General features: G+C 64.6%; 17 protein-coding genes and 1 other RNA gene. 10 read left to right on the top strand and 8 right to left on the bottom strand.

Features of this window, described 5'->3' with window-relative positions; all coding sequences use genetic code 11:
• Window positions 1-27: 27 nt before the first annotated feature.
• From U0L91_RS01600 to U0L91_RS01585, 4 genes are all read right to left on the bottom strand, one after another.
• A complete protein-coding gene (locus tag U0L91_RS01600; RefSeq protein ID WP_330044310.1) occupies window positions 28-1023 on the bottom strand; it encodes an alpha/beta hydrolase in 996 nt (331 codons plus the stop codon).
• Between the two features lie 16 nt (window positions 1024-1039).
• Window positions 1040-1981 carry a hypothetical protein gene (locus U0L91_RS01595; protein WP_330044308.1) on the bottom strand — a complete coding sequence of 314 codons (942 nt, stop codon included), beginning with the start codon at window positions 1979-1981 and terminating at the stop codon, window positions 1040-1042.
• Between the two features lie 21 nt (window positions 1982-2002).
• Complete coding sequence (locus U0L91_RS01590) at window positions 2003-2887, bottom strand: EamA family transporter (RefSeq protein WP_330044306.1); 885 nt, start codon at window positions 2885-2887, stop codon at window positions 2003-2005.
• A gap of 99 nt (window positions 2888-2986) precedes the next feature.
• On the bottom strand, window positions 2987-3775 hold the full coding sequence (locus U0L91_RS01585; RefSeq protein WP_330044304.1) for an IclR family transcriptional regulator: 789 nt from the start codon (window positions 3773-3775) through the stop codon (window positions 2987-2989).
• A gap of 332 nt (window positions 3776-4107) precedes the next feature.
• Between U0L91_RS01585 and eda the strand changes: the two genes are divergently transcribed.
• Window positions 4108-5070: a bifunctional 4-hydroxy-2-oxoglutarate aldolase/2-dehydro-3-deoxy-phosphogluconate aldolase gene (gene eda / locus U0L91_RS01580; RefSeq protein ID WP_330044303.1), complete on the top strand. Its 963-nt coding sequence runs from the start codon at window positions 4108-4110 to the stop codon at window positions 5068-5070.
• Window positions 5071-5122: 52 nt separating this feature from the next.
• Window positions 5123-6148: a sugar kinase gene (locus tag U0L91_RS01575; protein WP_330044301.1), complete on the top strand. Its 1026-nt coding sequence runs from the start codon at window positions 5123-5125 to the stop codon at window positions 6146-6148.
• Between the two features lie 139 nt (window positions 6149-6287).
• Here U0L91_RS01575 and U0L91_RS01570 read toward each other — a convergent pair whose 3' ends face one another.
• A complete protein-coding gene (locus tag U0L91_RS01570; protein WP_330044299.1) occupies window positions 6288-7325 on the bottom strand; it encodes an aldo/keto reductase in 1038 nt (345 codons plus the stop codon).
• An 11-nt stretch (window positions 7326-7336) separates the two neighbouring features.
• Window positions 7337-7819 (bottom strand): flavodoxin, encoded by a 483-nt coding sequence (locus U0L91_RS01565; protein WP_330044346.1) that lies wholly within the window; start codon window positions 7817-7819, stop codon window positions 7337-7339.
• A gap of 99 nt (window positions 7820-7918) precedes the next feature.
• Here U0L91_RS01565 and U0L91_RS01560 point away from each other — a divergent pair, with 99 nt between their 5' ends.
• The 5 genes from U0L91_RS01560 to uppS all read left to right on the top strand — a co-directional run bounded on the left by U0L91_RS01560 (window position 7919) and on the right by uppS (window position 11098).
• Window positions 7919-8782, top strand: a complete 864-nt coding sequence (locus tag U0L91_RS01560; protein WP_330044297.1) for a LysR family transcriptional regulator — start codon at window positions 7919-7921, stop codon at window positions 8780-8782.
• A gap of 110 nt (window positions 8783-8892) precedes the next feature.
• On the top strand, window positions 8893-9252 hold the full coding sequence (locus tag U0L91_RS01555) for a MerR family transcriptional regulator (protein WP_330044296.1): 360 nt from the start codon (window positions 8893-8895) through the stop codon (window positions 9250-9252).
• Between the two features lie 45 nt (window positions 9253-9297).
• On the top strand, window positions 9298-9840 hold the full coding sequence (locus U0L91_RS01550; RefSeq protein WP_330044294.1) for a biotin transporter BioY: 543 nt from the start codon (window positions 9298-9300) through the stop codon (window positions 9838-9840).
• A gap of 58 nt (window positions 9841-9898) precedes the next feature.
• Window positions 9899-10360 (top strand): Holliday junction resolvase RuvX, encoded by a 462-nt coding sequence (ruvX, locus tag U0L91_RS01545; RefSeq protein WP_330044292.1) that lies wholly within the window; start codon window positions 9899-9901, stop codon window positions 10358-10360.
• A 12-nt stretch (window positions 10361-10372) separates the two neighbouring features.
• A complete protein-coding gene (gene uppS / locus U0L91_RS01540; protein WP_330044290.1) occupies window positions 10373-11098 on the top strand; it encodes a polyprenyl diphosphate synthase in 726 nt (241 codons plus the stop codon).
• Between the two features lie 94 nt (window positions 11099-11192).
• Here uppS and U0L91_RS01535 read toward each other — a convergent pair whose 3' ends face one another.
• The gene (locus U0L91_RS01535; protein WP_330044288.1) at window positions 11193-12005 is read right to left on the bottom strand and encodes a peptidylprolyl isomerase; all 813 of its coding nucleotides are present in this window, start codon (window positions 12003-12005) and stop codon (window positions 11193-11195) included.
• Window positions 12006-12137: 132 nt separating this feature from the next.
• Between U0L91_RS01535 and U0L91_RS01530 the strand changes: the two genes are divergently transcribed.
• The 3 genes from U0L91_RS01530 to U0L91_RS01520 all read left to right on the top strand — a co-directional run bounded on the left by U0L91_RS01530 (window position 12138) and on the right by U0L91_RS01520 (window position 13490).
• Entirely contained in the window at window positions 12138-12476 is a 339-nt protein-coding gene (locus tag U0L91_RS01530; protein WP_330044286.1) for a DUF1292 domain-containing protein, read from the top strand.
• An 8-nt stretch (window positions 12477-12484) separates the two neighbouring features.
• A non-coding RNA gene (gene ssrS / locus U0L91_RS01525) (6S RNA) lies at window positions 12485-12694 on the top strand.
• Between the two features lie 85 nt (window positions 12695-12779).
• A complete protein-coding gene (locus U0L91_RS01520) occupies window positions 12780-13490 on the top strand; it encodes a thioredoxin domain-containing protein (RefSeq protein WP_330044284.1) in 711 nt (236 codons plus the stop codon).
• A gap of 55 nt (window positions 13491-13545) precedes the next feature.
• Here the strand turns inward: U0L91_RS01520 and ilvD are convergent, their stop codons facing one another.
• On the bottom strand, window positions 13546-15204 hold the full coding sequence (gene ilvD / locus U0L91_RS01515; protein WP_330044282.1) for a dihydroxy-acid dehydratase: 1659 nt from the start codon (window positions 15202-15204) through the stop codon (window positions 13546-13548).
• Window positions 15205-15315: the final 111 nt, after the last annotated feature.

Below are 15315 nucleotides of genomic sequence, written 5' to 3'. Positions count from 1 at the left end.
GGCAGGCCCTCCTTTCCAGCGGCGCCGTCAGAGCATCCGCTGTACAAAGCGTCCGACGCTGTCCATGGCCTGGGCAGCATGCGGGGTGGGCATCTGCTGGAAGACATGCCAGCATTCGGCATAGATCTCCAGCGAGGCATAGACCCCCTGGGCACGCATGGATTCATAGAGCCGCTCGGCATCGGATTTGAGGATCTCGTTGGAACCCACCTGGATCAGGGTGGGCGGCAGACCGCGCAGGTCCCCGAACAGCGGGGAGAGCCGCGGGTCCGTCCAGTCCGGCGAGTTGGGGTCAATGCCGCGGTAGGCAATGCGGCAGGAGTCAATATAGGTTTCGGTCAGCATGGGGTCCAGTTCGCGGCAGCTCTCCATCGAGGGGCCGGACATCGACAGGTCGGTCCAGGGGCTCATCAGGATCAGGGCCCGGGGCTGGTGTCTGCCCTGCTGTTTGATGGTCAGCGCCAGTTCCAGCGCCAGGTTGCCGCCCGCCGAGTCCCCCGCCACAATCACGTCGTGGGCGCCGATACCCATGAACATCAGATAATCCCAGACCCGCTGGGCATCCTCGACCGCGGCCGGGTAGGGGTGTTCGGGGGCCAGGCGGTATTCAAAGCTCAGCACATCGCAGCCGGTTGTCAGCGCCAGTTTGCTGGCCAGCACCCGGGCATAGCCCAGCTGGCCGCAGGTGTAGCCGCCGCCGTGGCAGTACAGCACCACATGGCGGCGGTCATGGCCCTGGTTCATCCGCACCCACTCGGCCGGGATGGTGCCGATGGTCAGCGGCGTCGTGTTGATGAGCCGGTTGGGGGTGACCAGCCGGCCGAACAGTTCCTGCGCGCTGCGCTGCCGTTCGAGGTCCTCCGGCTGGGTGGAGCCGGTGCTGGTGACGCTGTGCACCGCCTTGATGGCCTTCATCATGGGGGTCAGGGCATCCGCGTCGGCGCCCGGCACCCGGGACGGCGCATAGGGATGGGCGGCGCGGTATCGTTTGAGGTTCAGACGGGGTCGTTTGATGTCGGGCATGGGTACCTCCAGAACTTCAGAATCCCAGCCGGGCCCGCAGGCGCACCGCAAGGCTGCGCAGCAGCGGGGGCCGGGCGGCCGGCAGGCAGCAAAGCCGCCAGACCCTGCGGTCGGGCGGGAAGCAGCCGTGCCGTGTGTAGTATGTGTAGAGAACCGCCAGCTGCCGCGTCTTGGCGCTGCCCGGAAGGTGCAGCACGCACAGCGGGTCCAGCCGGTAGTTGGTTGAGACATAATAGAACCGGGCCCCCAGCCAGAACCGGAACACATAGCAGTTGGCGGCCCGCACCGGGCGTCCCTGCTGCTGACAGCGGTAGGCTGCGGCGGCCAGGATGGCCTCGTCCCCGTCGGGGCTGCGGACGCCGGTGGCCTGCATCCGGTCAAACACCTCGTCGCAGACTTCGAGGAAGGCCCGCAGCCGCGCCGCGCTGCCCGCCACGAACTCGCCGCCGAAATGGGTCAGCGTGCGGGGCCGGCCGTCCCGGGGCGGATAGAGGGCATTGTAGGTTTCGCTGATCCGCGCCGCCATCTCCTGGCTGGCCGGATGGGGCACCTGGTAGAGCAGCACGGCCTCGTCGGCTTCCCGCCAGATGTCCCCGAAGGGGCGCTGGGTGTAGGTGTCGGCGTCCAGCATCGCCAGATGGTCGTAGTCGGCGGTATCCAGCAGATACCGCAGCGCACAGAGCTTGTAGTAGGCCAGCGACCAGGCCAGGTCGGCTTCAAACCGATAGCGGCTGAACGGGCAGAGCAGCACCTGCACCCCGGCCTCGGCCAGCTGCCGGGCAAAGGGCTCGGGCGGGGCGGTGTTGGTCACGAGGGCCACGTCGCAGTCGGGGTTGCACCGCCGGGCGCTGGCCAGCGCTACCACAAGGCAGCGGTCATACACCCGGCGGCCCAGGTTGGCGTTGGAGCCTTCCCGGTAGCCGTCCAGCGAAGCGAACGCGGCGAAAATCAGATTCATGGCAGACCTCTTTCGGGTATCTCAGAGCAGAAGGCCGAGGGTACCGGCCACCAGCAGCACCAGTCCCAGGGCGGCTTTGCGGCTGAGCCGCTCGCCGAAGACCAGGCGGGAGAATGCCACGGTGACCAGGATGGACAGTTTGTCGATGGGCGCCGCCAGCGAGGCGTCGATGAGCTGGAGGCTGCGATTCTGGCACAGCCAGCTGCCGCCGGTGCACAGGCCGGACAGCGCAAGGAACAGCCAGCTTTTGCCGTCGATGGCCCGCAGGTCCGCCCCCAGATGCCGGCCGCCGGCCACAAAGACCATGACCCACGCCATGACCAGCACGACCGCCGTGCGGATGGCGGTGCCGAGTGTGGAGTCCACCCCCGTGATGCCGATCTTGGTCAGGATGGAGGTCAGGGCCGCAAAGAGGGCGCTGGCCACGGCGTACCACAGCCAGGCCGGCGAGGACTGGGTGCGGGGCGTCCCGGCGCGGCGGGAGATCATGAGCAGCGTGCCGGCCGCGATGAGGACGATGCAGACGAGTTTCTGGGCGTCAAGGCCCTCGCCGAGCAGCGGCACCGCCAGCAGCATCGTCATGACCGTGCTGGACTTGTCGATGGGCGCGACCTTGTTGACATCGCCGAGCTGCAGCGCCCGGAAATAGCACAGCCAGCTGCCGCCGGTGGCCAGCCCCGACAGGGTCAGGAACAGCCAGCTCCGGGCCGAGATGTCGGCCAGGGAGGTGTGCAGTCCGGTCAGGACGACCATCCCGCAGGCACAGATCAGGACCACCACGGTGCGCAGTGCCGTGGCGAGATTGGAATCCAGATGACGATAGCCCAGCTTGGCCAGGATTGCCACTGCGCCGGCAAATCCCGCTCCCGCAAAGGCCAACAGAACGCCGAGCGTCTGTTCAGGCATACCAAGGACTTCTTTCCTTATATAAATATTCTTCCCGGGGCAGACCGCAGGGCCGCCCCGCTCTCATTATACGTTGCCGGACGTGCTTTGTCTACCTGCTCACAGCCGCTGCAGGCCCAGGTCGCGCAGGATGTCGGCGCGGGTCTCCAGCGCCAGGGCCGCCACGCGGCGGATGCGCTCCGGCGTCATGTAGGGCGCCAGCCCGCTGATCGAAAAGGCGCTGTCCGCCTTGCCGCCCGGGCCCGGGATGGCCAGCGCCACGCAGCGGATGCCCAGCTCGTTCTCCTCGTCGTCAATCGCGTAGCCGCAGGCCCGCACCTCGCCCAGCTGCGCCTTGAGCGCGTCGAGGTCGGTCACCGTGCGGCCGGTCAGCTTCTGCGGGCTGCTGTGCCGCCAGATGTCCTCGACCTCCCGCTCGGTCAGCGTGGCCAGGATCGCCTTGCCCACGCCGGTGCAGTACAGCGGGCTGCGCAGCCCCACCCGGCTGGACATCCGCATCGGGCCGCTCTCGGTCTTATAAATGTAGACAATGTCCTGCGCGTCGCGGATCACGAGGTGAACCGCCTCGCCGGTGCGCTGGGCCAGCCGTTCCAGATGGATCTTGGCCACGCTCATCACGTCCATATTGTTGACAATCCCCGACGAGATCTCAAACATCTTGAGGGTCAGCCGGTATTTGCCGGTCTCGGCATCCTGCATGGCATATCCCAGCCCCACCAGACTGCCCAGCAGCCGGTGCGCCGTGCTCTTGGCCAGGCCCGCCTCGGTGGCAAGCCGCTGCAGGCTGGCACCCGACGGATGGGCCGCCAGCACCTCGATGAGCTCAAAAATCCGCGCTACGCTCTGGACACCGCCTTTTTCCCCGCTTTTTTCCATCTGCTCCGCCATGCTTTGACCTCCGCGTCCGAAAATTAACAAAATATTCACAATTTGCAGCAAACCGCGCCCCGTCCGTCGGGAATGGTCCGCGGTTCCGCATTGTGGAATTCAGTATACCAGCAAACGTTCATTTTCGCAAGGGGCATCCCGCAGGACGGAACCCCCACAATTCTGCCAAAAAAAACAGAATCTGGACTGGTAAATTTGACCGATTGACGTGACGCCGCAGAATTTGTATAATGAAATCAGTCAGCTGCGGAACGCGGTTCCACCATGAGGAATCCGTCCGCGCCCGGAACGGTAAACCCGAAGTAAACCAATTTCGATAAGGAGAATGTGTTATGAATCCTGTTCTTCAGCGTGTTTACGAAATCGGCATCATCCCCGTCATTGCCTTCAACAGCGTGGATGAGGCCATCCCTCTGTGCAAGGCCCTGATGGACGGCGGTCTGCCCGCCGCCGAAGTCACCTTCCGCACCGCCTGTGCCGAAGAGTGCATCAAGAAGATTCATGAGGAGCTGCCCGACATGCTGCTCGGTGCCGGCACCGTTCTGACCTGCGACCAGGCCGACCGTGCTCTGGCTGCCGGCGCTTCCTTCATCGTGGCGCCCGGTTACGATCCCAACGTCAACGCCCATGTCATCGCCAAGGGCGGCCTGATGATGCCCGGCACCGCTTCTGCCGGTGAGATGCAGCAGGCCATGAACCAGGGCTGCGAGGTCCTGAAGTTCTTCCCGGCCGAGGCCAACGGCGGCGTCGGCATGCTCAAGAACATCGGCGCTGCGCTGAAGTCCGCCAAGTGGATGTGCACCGGCGGCGTCAACGCCAAGAACGTCAACGATTACCTGGGCTATGACCAGATCATCGCTGTCGGCGGCACCTGGATGTGCAAGAGCGACAAGATCAAGGCCGGCGCCTGGGACGAGATCACGGCCATGTGCAAGGAGGCCGTTGACGTGATGCTGGGCCTCGAGCTGGGCCACATCGGCATCAACTGCGCCGACGACACCGAGGCCATGAAGACTGCCGAGACGCTGGGCGCCCTGCTGAGCATGGCCGTCAAGCCGGGCAACAGCAGCATCTTTGTGGGCAACAAGGAATTTGAGATCATGAAGAAGCCGGGCCGCGGCACCCATGGTCACATTGCCATCAAGTGCAACAACATTGACCGCGCCGTCTATCATCTGAGCCGCCGCGGCGTGAAGTTCGATATGGACAGCATGGTCAACAAGAACGGCAAGAACACCGCCATCTACCTGGCGGACGAGGTTGCCGGCTTCGCGATCCACCTGGTTCAGAAATAACAAGAACCTCGATGCTGTTGAAAGCAAATAACTGATAAAAGGAGTACTCTTCATGAAAGTCGTTACTTTTGGCGAACTGATGATCCGTCTGCAGCCCTACAACTACGAGCGTTTTGTCCAGGCTGACCACCTGGAGTTCACGTTCGGCGGCGGCGAGGCCAACGTTGCGGTCTCTCTGGCCAACTACGGTCTCGATGCCGTCTATGTGACCAAGCTGCCCGCCCATGCCATCGGCCAGGCCGCTGTGAACAGCCTGCGCCGCTACGGCGTTGACACCTCCAAGATCGTCCGCGGCGGCGACCGTGTGGGCATCTACTTCAACGAGAAGGGCGCTTCCCAGCGCGGCAGCGTCTGCATCTACGACCGTGCCCATTCCGCCATCCAGGAAGCTTCCACCGCCGACTTCGACTGGGATTCCATCTTCGAGGGCGTGGACTGGTTCCACTTCACCGGCATCACGCCGGCCCTGGGCCCCAATGTTGTCGACATCTGCCGTGAGGCCTGCAAGGCTGCCAAGGCGCATGGCGTCAAGATCAGCTGCGACCTGAACTACCGCGGCAAGCTGTGGACCCGTGAGGAAGCCCGCGCTGCGATGACCGATCTGTGCCAGTACGTCGACGTCTGCATCTCCAACGAGGAGGATGCCAAGGACGTGTTCGGCATCGAGGCTGAGGCCACCGACATCTACGCCGGCGAGATCAACCGCGAGGGCTACAAGAGCGTTGCCAAGCAGCTGGCCGACAAGTTCGGCTTCGAGAAGGTTGCCATCACGCTGCGTGAGTCTCACTCCGCCTTCGACAACGGCTGGAGCGCCATGCTCTACGACGTTGCCACCAACGAGTACTGCTTCAGCAAGAAGTACGACCTGCACATCATCGACCGCGTCGGCGGCGGTGACTCCTTCGGCGGCGGCCTGATCTACAGCCTGCTGACCGGCAAGAGCACCCAGGATGCCGTTGAGTTCGCCGTGGCTGCTTCCGCTCTGAAGCACTCCATCGAGGGCGACTACAACATGGTCACCGTGGCTGAGGTCGAGAAGCTGGCCGGCGGCGACGGCTCCGGCCGTATCCAGCGCTAAGCTGATTTTCTGCGATTTCCCGTATCTACGGTTTACCTTCCAAAAAAACATCCTCCGGTGGATTCCGCAGGCAGATTGCCCGGCGGGCCGCCGGACACAAAAGGCGGACGGCAAAAGCCGTCCGCCTTTTGTGTTATTCTCAGACCGTCTGCCGCCCGACCGACCAGACATGGTCCTCGCCGGCCGCACCGGCGGTGTTCTGCGCCATGACGCCCACCAGCGGATGCGGCGTATACAGTTCCTCCAGATAGGCGCACTCCTCCCCCGTCAGCCGGAGATCCACCGATCGCGCGGCGCCCTCGATGTGGTGGAATTTGGTGGCGCCCACCACCGGGGCCGTGACCTTGGTCAGCAGCCACGCCAGCGAGATCTCCGTCATCGACACGCCGCGGCGGTCGGCCAGCTCGGCCACGCGGGCGAGGATCGGGGCGTCCTGGTCGTGGGCCGCGCCGTATTTGAGCCGGGCGTAGCTGTCCTCCCGCAGGCGCCTCGAGCTCTCGCCGGGATGCTTGGACAGGCGCCCGCCGGCCAGCGCGCTGTACGGGGTCAGGGCAATCCCCTCCTCCCGGCAGCAGGGCACCATCTCGCGCTCCTCCTCGCGGAAGATCAGATTGTAGTGCCCCTGAACCGAGACAAACTCCGCAAAGCCCTCCCGCTGTGCCAGGGCGTTGGCCTTGGTCAGCTGCCAGGCAAAACAGTTGGAGATGCCGATGTACCGGGCCTTGCCCGCCTTCACGGCGTTGTTGAGGCCCTCCATGATGTCATACAGCGGGGTCCGGTAATCCCACATGTGATAGATGTAGAGGTCCACATAGTCCATCCCGAGGTTCTCAAGGCTTTTGTCCAGCATCCGGCGGATGTGCTCCTGGCCGGTGATGCCGGCCGCGATCTCCTCGTCGGTGCGGGGCAGGAACTTGGTGGCCACAACCACCTGGTCCCGGTCGGCGAAGTCCCGCAGCGCACGGCCCAGATACTGTTCGCTGGTGCCGCTTTGATAGGCAATCGCGGTGTCAAAGAAATTGACGCCCAGTTCCAGGCCGCGGCGGATGATTTCCCGGGAATGGGGTTCGTCGAGAGTCCAGGCGTGCTGGCCGCTGTGCGCATCGCCGAATCCCATGCAGCCCATGCAGATGCGGGAGACCTTCAGATCGGATTTGCCGAGCATTGTGTAATTCATTCTGGTTCACCTCAGAGTTTCAGTCCGGCTACCCATGCCTGCAGTTCCTGTTTGTCCGGGCGGCCGTTGAGCATCCGGCCATCCAGGATTCTGGCGCCGGGGGCGCTGTCCCGCAGTCCCTCCGCCGACCGGCCCAGGCCGCTGCCGCCCGAGGTCGCAAACAGGACGATGGTCTTTCCGGTGAAATCGTAGTGTTCCAGGAAGGTGTTGAGAAGGGTCGGTGCCCGATACCACCAGATCGGGAAGCCGAGGAACAGCACCGTATGGCCGGCAACCGGCGCGTCGGTGTCGGCCAGCGCCGGGCGGGAATGCGGGTCCTTCATCTCGACGCTGCTGCGCGAGCGCGGGTTTCTCCAGTCCAGGTCGGCGCTCGTATAGGGCACGGCGGGCCGGATCTCGTAGAGGTCCGCGCCGAGGGACTCCGGACGGGAACCCTCCGCGGAGGGGAGCTGCTCTTGGGCTCTGTCTTTATTGTACGGCCGGCGGTGAAAAATGTAAAATACTCATTTTGTATGTGCAAAAATTCTTTTCAGGCATTTTTGTCTTGCGCCGCAGGCGCGGACATGGTAGGATGGAACCGAGGAGGGAGCGAGATGGAGCTTCGGGTTCTGCGATATTTTCTGGCCGTGGCGCGGGAGGAAAACATCACCCGGGCGGCGGCGGTGCTGCATCTGACCCAGCCGACCCTGTCCCGGCAGCTGATGCAGCTGGAGGAGGAGCTGGGGGTCACGCTGTTTCACCGCAGCCGCTACCGCATTGTGCTGACCGACGAGGGGATGCTGCTGCGCCGCCGCGCCCAGGAACTGGTGGAGCTGGCGGACAAGACCGTCCGGGAATTTTCCGCACCGCAGACCGAGCTGGTCGGCGAAATCGCGATCGGCGCGGGGGAAACCCGGAGCATGTCCTTTCTGTCCCGGGCAATCGTCACCTTCCGGGAACGGTATCCCGGGGTGGTGTTCCGCATCTTCAGCGCGAACGCCGACGATGTGAAGGAGCGGCTGGACATGGGGCTGCTCGACATGGGACTGCTGACCGAGCCGGTGGATGTGGGCCAGTACGCCTTTTGCCGGATGGCCGAGAAGGACCGCTGGGGGGTGCTGGTGCGGGCGGATTCGCCGCTGGCCGCCCTCGGGGCCGTGACGCCGCAGGACCTGGAGGCGGTCCCGCTGCTGATCAGCGGGCGGGAAAGCGTCCAGCGGGAACTGTCCGGCTGGTTCGGGGAGCGGTGGGACAAGCTGCAGATTGCGGCCACCTTCAACCTGGTGCTGAACGCCGCCAACATGGTGCGCTGCGGCGTCGGCACGGCGCTGAGCTTTGATCTGAACATGGCGTTTGACGATCTGCGGTTCCTTCCCCTCTCCCCCAAAGTGGAAACCGGCACCGTGCTGGTCTGGAAGAAGGACCAGATGCTGACGCCGGCGGCGCAGGCCTTTCACCGGCACCTCAAAAATGTCTGACGGGCATCTCTGAGGAAAGAAAACAGGCATTCGACAGAACCGGAAAAGCGGGTTAGAATGTGGGTATCCCGGGCAGGGATGCCCGCATTTTTCATTGGGGAGGCGGCGTCATGACGATACAGGAAGCCGGCGAACGCTATCGGATTCCGATGTTTGTTCTGCGGGAGTACGAGAGCTGGGGGTTTGGCGGCGCGGACAGCCCGTGCGGCGACACCGACCTTGCGCGGCTGAGCATCCTGCTGACCCTGCACGACATCGGATTTTCTGCGGCGGAGGTGGAGGTCTATCTGCGGCTTGCGCTGCAGGGGGCGTCCACCGCCGGCCGGCGGCTTCTCCTGCTCGAGAAGAGGCGCAGCGCCGTGCTGGAGCAGATTCACGCCATGGAGCGGCAGCTGCAGCGGCTGGATTATCTGCGGCACGAACTCCGCCAGGCCGGGTTCGTTGACAAGCGGGGGCCGGGCGGTCTATAATGGCAGCAATGCGGGCTGTCTGCCCGGCTCAAAGGAGGAGTTTTGATGCATTCCACCACTTCCCGTCACAGCCATGTGCGCCAGATGGTCAGCTGTGCGCTGTTTGCGGCGCTGGCCGGCGTGTGCAGCCAGCTGGCGATCCCCACGCCGTGGGGCATCCCGGTCAATCTGGCTTTGTTCGCGGTCTACATGGCGGGCACGATGCTCGGCCCGGTCTGGGGCGGCGCTTCGCTGGGCGTCTATCTGGCGCTGGCCGCCATCGGCGTGCCCATCATGGCCGGGTTCCAGGGCGGTCCGGCGGCGCTGTTCGGCAAGACGGGCGGCTATGCCGTCGGGTATCTGCTGGGCGCCGTCGTCACCGGTCTGGTGGCGGCCCACCGGCCCCGCGGCTTTGTGCGGCTGGCCGCCGCCTGCGTGATGGGCTGTGCGGCCTGCTACGCGCTGGGCACCGTCTGGTACATGGTGCTGACCGGTCTGGGGCTCGTGCAGAGTCTGGCCGTCTGCGTGGTGCCCTATCTGCCCGGCGATGTGCTCAAGATCCTGCTGGCCAGTCTGCTGACGATGCAGCTGGACCGCCGCGGGTTCTGACCTGCCTTGCGCCGCCGCGGGCGGCGTGCTATAATAGCAGCAAAAAGGGGGCTGTGCCATGAAATGGATCGCCGTCGATTACGGGGAACACCGCACCGGGCTGGCGGTCTGTGACGCCACCGAGCTGCTGGTGACCCCGATGACACCGCAGATCGAAGAGAGAAGTCTGAACAAGGTGGCCGACCGGGCCGCCGAGGCCATGCGCGCCCAGGGTGCCGGCGGCGTGGTGGTGGGGCTGCCCCGCAACATGGACGGCACCGAAGGGTCCCGCTGCGTCAAGAGCCGCCGGTTTGCCGCTCGGCTGGCCCAGGTCTGCGGCACCGCCGTGGTCCTGTGGGACGAGCGGCGCACGACGGTCTCGGCCGCCGGGATTCTGTCCGGCAACGGCGTCTACGGCGCCGACCGCAAGGCGCGCATCGACTCGGTGTCGGCCGCCGTCATCCTGGAAGGGTTCCTGGACTGGCGCCGCGCCCATCCCGACGAGGAGCCGCCCGACCTTGTCCGCCCCGAACAACCGTAAGGAGGAAACTGTATGCCTGCCGAGAGCCTGTCCCGCATTCCCACCCATGCCGCCATCATCGTGGACGGCAACCGCCGCTGGGCCAAAAAGCGCGGCCTGCCGGTGAGTTTTGGCCACAAGGCCGGCTTTGACCGGCTCAAGGAGATCACCCGCTATGCCGTGGGCGACTGCGGCGTGAAGGTGCTGAGCCTCTATGTCTTTTCCACCGAGAACTTCACCCGCGATGCCCGCGAGGTAGGGTATCTGATGGACCTCTTTGCCAACAACTTCAAGAGCATTGCCGAGGAGATGAACGAGCGGGACTGCCAGGTTCTGTTCAGCGGCCGGCGCGAGGGGCTGCAGCCCCGGGTGCTGTCGGCGATGGATTACATGATGGACCTGACCCGCAACAACCGCACCGGCATTGTGAATTTCTGCCTGAACTACGGGTCCCACGCCGAGCTGACCGACGCCATGCGTGCGATGGCCGGCGAGGTCAAGGCCGGGACGCTGCAGCCCGAGGAGATTGACGAGTCGGTTGTGGAGCGGCATCTGTACCGGCAGCTGCCGCCCGTCGACCTGATGATCCGCACCAGCGGCGAGCAGCGGCTGTCCAACTTCCTGCTGTGGCAGTGTGCCTATGCCGAGTTCTACTTCACGCCGGTGCTCTTCCCCGACTTCACCAAGAGCTGCTTTGATGAGGCGCTGGCCGAGTACGCCCGCCGGGATCGCCGGATGGGCGGCAACACCAAAAAATAACCCCCTGCCTGCTGTACCAAAATACCCGCGGAATGCCGACGCATTCCGCGGGTATTTTTTGCTTTCCGGTGCATATACTGAGATTGCAGCGCTCTCAGGATTCCGGCGTGGGTTCGGGCGTGGCCTGCGTGGACGCTTCGGGCGTCAGCCAGGCGGCGCTCTCCTCCGTCGAGGGGCCGGGATAGTTGTCGATGGTGACCTTGTAGATCGTGATGGGGTCCTCGGGGGTGGAACTCTCGGTGCCGTCCTCGTTGCGGACCGTCGGGACGGCCGCCATCGCGTCGGCGACCTCCATGCCCTCGTAGATCTGGCCGAAGACCGTGTCGGTGTTGTCGAGATAGGGCAGTCCGCCGGCCGCCGCATAGGCCGAAACCTGTTCGTCGGTATAGCCGTTGTCCCGCAGCTGCTGCTGCATCTCCTTGCCGACACTGTCCGGCAGGGCCGTGACGAAATAGAACTGGCTGTTGCCGCCCTGCACGTCGCCGCCCGTCGCGAAAGCCGCACAGAGCGCCCCCGCATAGTGGCGCAGCGAGGAGGAGGCCTCGAGCGGATAGGGGTTGTTGGACCAGATCGTGGCGCCGCCCGTGCCGGTGCCGCCGGCGTCGCCGCCCTGCACCACAAAGCCTTCCTCGACCCGCCAGATCACGGTATTGTCATAGTAGCCGCCGCGGGCCAGCCCCACAAAATTCTGCACCGCCATCGGCGCGGCATCGGGGTAGAGCACGGCGCGGATCTCCCCCAGGGAGGTGGAAAAAATCGCGATGAAATCGCCGTCCGCGGGGGCGGTGAACTGCCGCTCGGTGCTGTCCACCGTGCTGCGCGAGACCGTCGAGCCCGCCCCGCCGCATCCGCAGAGAAGCAGTGCCAGCATCCACACCGGCACCATCATGCGTAGAATTCTGTTCATGGGCAGCCCGCCTCCTTTTGTCCCAGGTGTAGAATATTATACCACAGAATTGGTCAAATGAATAGCTTGACGTTTCACGAAAAAAACAGTACACTATAAGCAGACCAAACGAAACAAGACAGGAGAACTACCATGGCAGACGAACTGAACCCCGAAATGATGCAGGAAGCCGCACCCGATCTTCTGACCCTGGAGGACGAGGACGGCAAGGAATGCACCTTTGAAGTGATTGACGCCACCGAGGTCAACGGTACCCGTTATCTGGCCGTGATCCCGTATCAGGAGGACCCCGAGAGCCTGGATGAGGAAGCCGAGCTGATCCTGATGCGCATCGGTACCGATGACGCCGGGGAATATATGGATATTGTGGACGACGACGAGGAGCTTCTGACCGTTGGAAAGGTCTTTGAGGAACGCCTGAAGGCCATGTACGACATCGACGACGACGAGATCGACGGACCGGTGTCCTGACAAATTGCCGTAACCTGCGCGGTTCGACTTGTTGCAGCTTTATATAATCCTACTAATCAATATTCGGGAGCCCGGATTTGTCTCCCACCGGATCGCAGACCTCCCGCCCCGCGTATACGCGGCAAGCGGAAGAAGGGAGCGTGATCGTGGGAGCAGGGCACCCACCTGCCATATACCGGTAGGTTTTGATTGGCTGCAGACGGCCGTGCGGGTGATTTGTGTTTTTTGAAAGGGAGGGAAAACCTCCCTTTTTCCGTATCTGTACGGTTTTTCCGCACGCGGACCAGGAAGGGAGGTGCCTCTGTGTCCAACCGCATTGCACCGGGAGGGCGGGTGCCTTTTTTCCGGTATGACACCCCGTACAGCGCACAGAACAGCTTCCGGGAGCTGCTGGCCGCCCAGTCGCCGCTGGTGCTGGTCTTTATGAGCAACTTCGGGCACCCGGTCACCCGCACCTTTGCGTCCCGCTATGCGCGGACCCGCGGCGAGCTGACGGGCGGCGGGTTTGCGCTGGTTGTGCGGTCCCGGGCGGACAAGCTGGCCCCCAGCATCGGGCCGGATACCCTGCCCTACCCGCTGCTCTGCGACGCGCAGGGCGTGCTGTACGACCTGCTGGACATTCCGACCCGCAGCGGCCCGCTGACCAGCTACAGCCTGGAGGCCTGGCAGATCATGCGGGAGGCCAAGAAGCACGGCTACCGCCCGCCCAAGGACGGCAAGCAGCAGCTGCCGCTGACCCTGGTGCTGGCCGTGGACGGCACCGTGCTGTTCAGCCATTACGGCGCCAGCCTGACCGACGTGCCCGCCGACTGCGGCGCGATGCAGGAGCTGCTGGAAAACCTGGATCTGGCATCGCCACCCGGCCAGCGGGACGACGATGTGACGATCTACGCCGATCCCGGCAGCACGCCGGCGATCCCGGGGCTGGAACGCCCGGTACATGAATACGCGGGGCCGGATCTGGACAAGACCGGCGTGATCGGGCTGTTTGACGACGCCTACCGCAACGAATGACAAAACCCGCCCCCGGAACCGTCTGGTTCCGGGGGCGGGTTTGTTTTGTCAGGGATTACTGCATGACGGCACCGAGGTTGGCCGAGGCCACCATCCGGGCGTAGCGGGCCAGCCAGCCGGTCTTGATGTTGGGTTCGGGCTGGCGGTAAGCCGCACGGCGGCGGGCCAGCTCCTCCTCCGACACGGCGAGGTGGATGGACGCTTCGGGGATGTTGATCTCGATGGTATCGCCCTCCTCGATCAGGCCGATCGGCCCGCCCGAGGCGGCTTCGGGGCTGACGTGGCCGATGGCCGCGCCGCGCGACGCGCCGGAGAACCGGCCGTCGGTGATCAGTGCCACCGTGGTGTCCAGCTTCATGCCGGCCAGCGCACTGGTGGGGTTGAGCATCTCCCGCATACCGGGGCCGCCCTTGGGGCCTTCGTACCGGATGACCACGACATCGCCGGGATGGATGCGGCCGTTATAGATCGCATCAATGGCGGTCTCCTCGCTGTCAAAGACCCGGGCCGGGCCGGCGTGGACCTGCATTTCGGGCGCGACGGCGCTGCGCTTGACGACGCAGCCGTCCGGCGCGATGTTGCCCCAGAGGATCTGCAGGCCGCCGTTGGGGCTGTAGGGATTGTCGATCGGGCGGATGGCCTTCTCGTTGAGGATGTGCGCGCCGGCGATGTTCTCGCCCAGCGTCTTGCCGGTCACAGTCGGCACGTCGAGGTCCAGCAGCCCCGCCTTGGCCAGCTCGGCCTGGACGGCCGGGATGCCGCCCGCGGCGTAGAGGTCCGGCATGTGGGTCGGACCGGCCGGGGCCAGGTGGCAGAGGTTGGGGGTGCGGGCGCTGATCTCGTTGAAGAGCTTGAGGTCGATGGGCACGCCGGCCTCATAGGCGATGGCCAGCAGGTGCAGCACCGTGTTGGTGGAGCAGCCGAGCGCCATGTCGCAGGTCAGGGCGTTGCGGATGGAGCGCTCGTTGATGATACGCCGGGCCGTGACGTTGTTCCTGACCAGGTCCATGATGGCCATGCCGGACTGCTTGCCCAGCTGCAGACGGCGGGAATAGACCGCCGGGATGGTGCCGTTGCCGGGCAGCGCGATGCCGATGGCCTCGCACAGGCAGTTCATCGAGTTGGCCGTGTACATGCCGGAGCAGGAGCCGCAGGACGGGCAGCAGTTGCAGGTGCAGTCCTCGAGCTGGGCGTCGTCGATCATGCCGGCCTTGTAGGCGCCGACGGCCTCGAACATCTTGGACAGGCTGACCTCCTCGCCGCCGTAGCTGCCGGCGAGCATCGGGCCGCCCGAGCAGACGATGGCGGGCACATCCATCCGGACCGCCGCCATGACCATGCCGGGCACGATCTTGTCGCAGTTGGGCACCAGAACCAGGCCGTCCAGCTGGTGGGCCATGAACATCGTCTCGACGCTGTCGCAGATCAGCTCACGGCTGGCCAGCGAATACTTCATGCCGATGTGGCCCATCGCAATGCCGTCGCAGACACCGATGGACGGAATCAGCACCGGCGTGCCGCCCGCCATCCGGACGCCCGCCATGACGGCATCGGCCAGCTTGTCCAGGTTCATATGGCCGGGCACGATCTCGCTGTACGCCGAAACGACGCCGATCAGCGGACGGTCCAGCTCCTCGGGCGTGTAGCCCAGCGCATAGAACAGGCTGCGGTTGGGCGCGCGCTCCGGCCCTTTTTTGACATTATCACTGCGCATAGTCACTTCTCCTCCGCGGGTTGGGTTGTCTTACTTTTTGAGCCAGCTCATCATGCCGCGCAGTTCCTTGCCGACCTTCTCGATGAGGTGCTCGGACTGCATACGGCGCTG

Origin of the sequence: Gemmiger sp., assembly GCF_036306485.1 — a bacterium.
GTDB lineage: Bacteria > Bacillota > Clostridia > Oscillospirales > Ruminococcaceae > Gemmiger.
This window is presented reverse-complemented; position numbering and strand designations above follow the sequence as displayed.

Bases quoted from the DNA above. Each gene is read 5' to 3' on its own strand.
- U0L91_RS01600 (WP_330044310.1), bottom strand. From the start codon at position 1,023: ATGCCCGACATCAAACGACCCCGTCTGAACCTCAAACGATACCGCGCC.
- U0L91_RS01595 (WP_330044308.1), bottom strand. From the start codon at position 1,981: ATGAATCTGATTTTCGCCGCGTTCGCTTCGCTGGACGGCTACCGGGAA.
- U0L91_RS01590 (WP_330044306.1), bottom strand. From the start codon at position 2,887: ATGCCTGAACAGACGCTCGGCGTTCTGTTGGCCTTTGCGGGAGCGGGA.
- U0L91_RS01585 (WP_330044304.1), bottom strand. From the start codon at position 3,775: ATGGCGGAGCAGATGGAAAAAAGCGGGGAAAAAGGCGGTGTCCAGAGC.
- eda (WP_330044303.1), top strand. From the start codon at position 4,108: ATGAATCCTGTTCTTCAGCGTGTTTACGAAATCGGCATCATCCCCGTC.
- U0L91_RS01575 (WP_330044301.1), top strand. From the start codon at position 5,123: ATGAAAGTCGTTACTTTTGGCGAACTGATGATCCGTCTGCAGCCCTAC.
- U0L91_RS01570 (WP_330044299.1), bottom strand. From the start codon at position 7,325: ATGAATTACACAATGCTCGGCAAATCCGATCTGAAGGTCTCCCGCATC.
- U0L91_RS01560 (WP_330044297.1), top strand. From the start codon at position 7,919: ATGGAGCTTCGGGTTCTGCGATATTTTCTGGCCGTGGCGCGGGAGGAA.
- U0L91_RS01555 (WP_330044296.1), top strand. From the start codon at position 8,893: ATGACGATACAGGAAGCCGGCGAACGCTATCGGATTCCGATGTTTGTT.
- U0L91_RS01550 (WP_330044294.1), top strand. From the start codon at position 9,298: ATGCATTCCACCACTTCCCGTCACAGCCATGTGCGCCAGATGGTCAGC.
- ruvX (WP_330044292.1), top strand. From the start codon at position 9,899: ATGAAATGGATCGCCGTCGATTACGGGGAACACCGCACCGGGCTGGCG.
- uppS (WP_330044290.1), top strand. From the start codon at position 10,373: ATGCCTGCCGAGAGCCTGTCCCGCATTCCCACCCATGCCGCCATCATC.
- U0L91_RS01535 (WP_330044288.1), bottom strand. From the start codon at position 12,005: ATGAACAGAATTCTACGCATGATGGTGCCGGTGTGGATGCTGGCACTG.
- U0L91_RS01530 (WP_330044286.1), top strand. From the start codon at position 12,138: ATGGCAGACGAACTGAACCCCGAAATGATGCAGGAAGCCGCACCCGAT.
- ilvD (WP_330044282.1), bottom strand. From the start codon at position 15,204: ATGCGCAGTGATAATGTCAAAAAAGGGCCGGAGCGCGCGCCCAACCGC.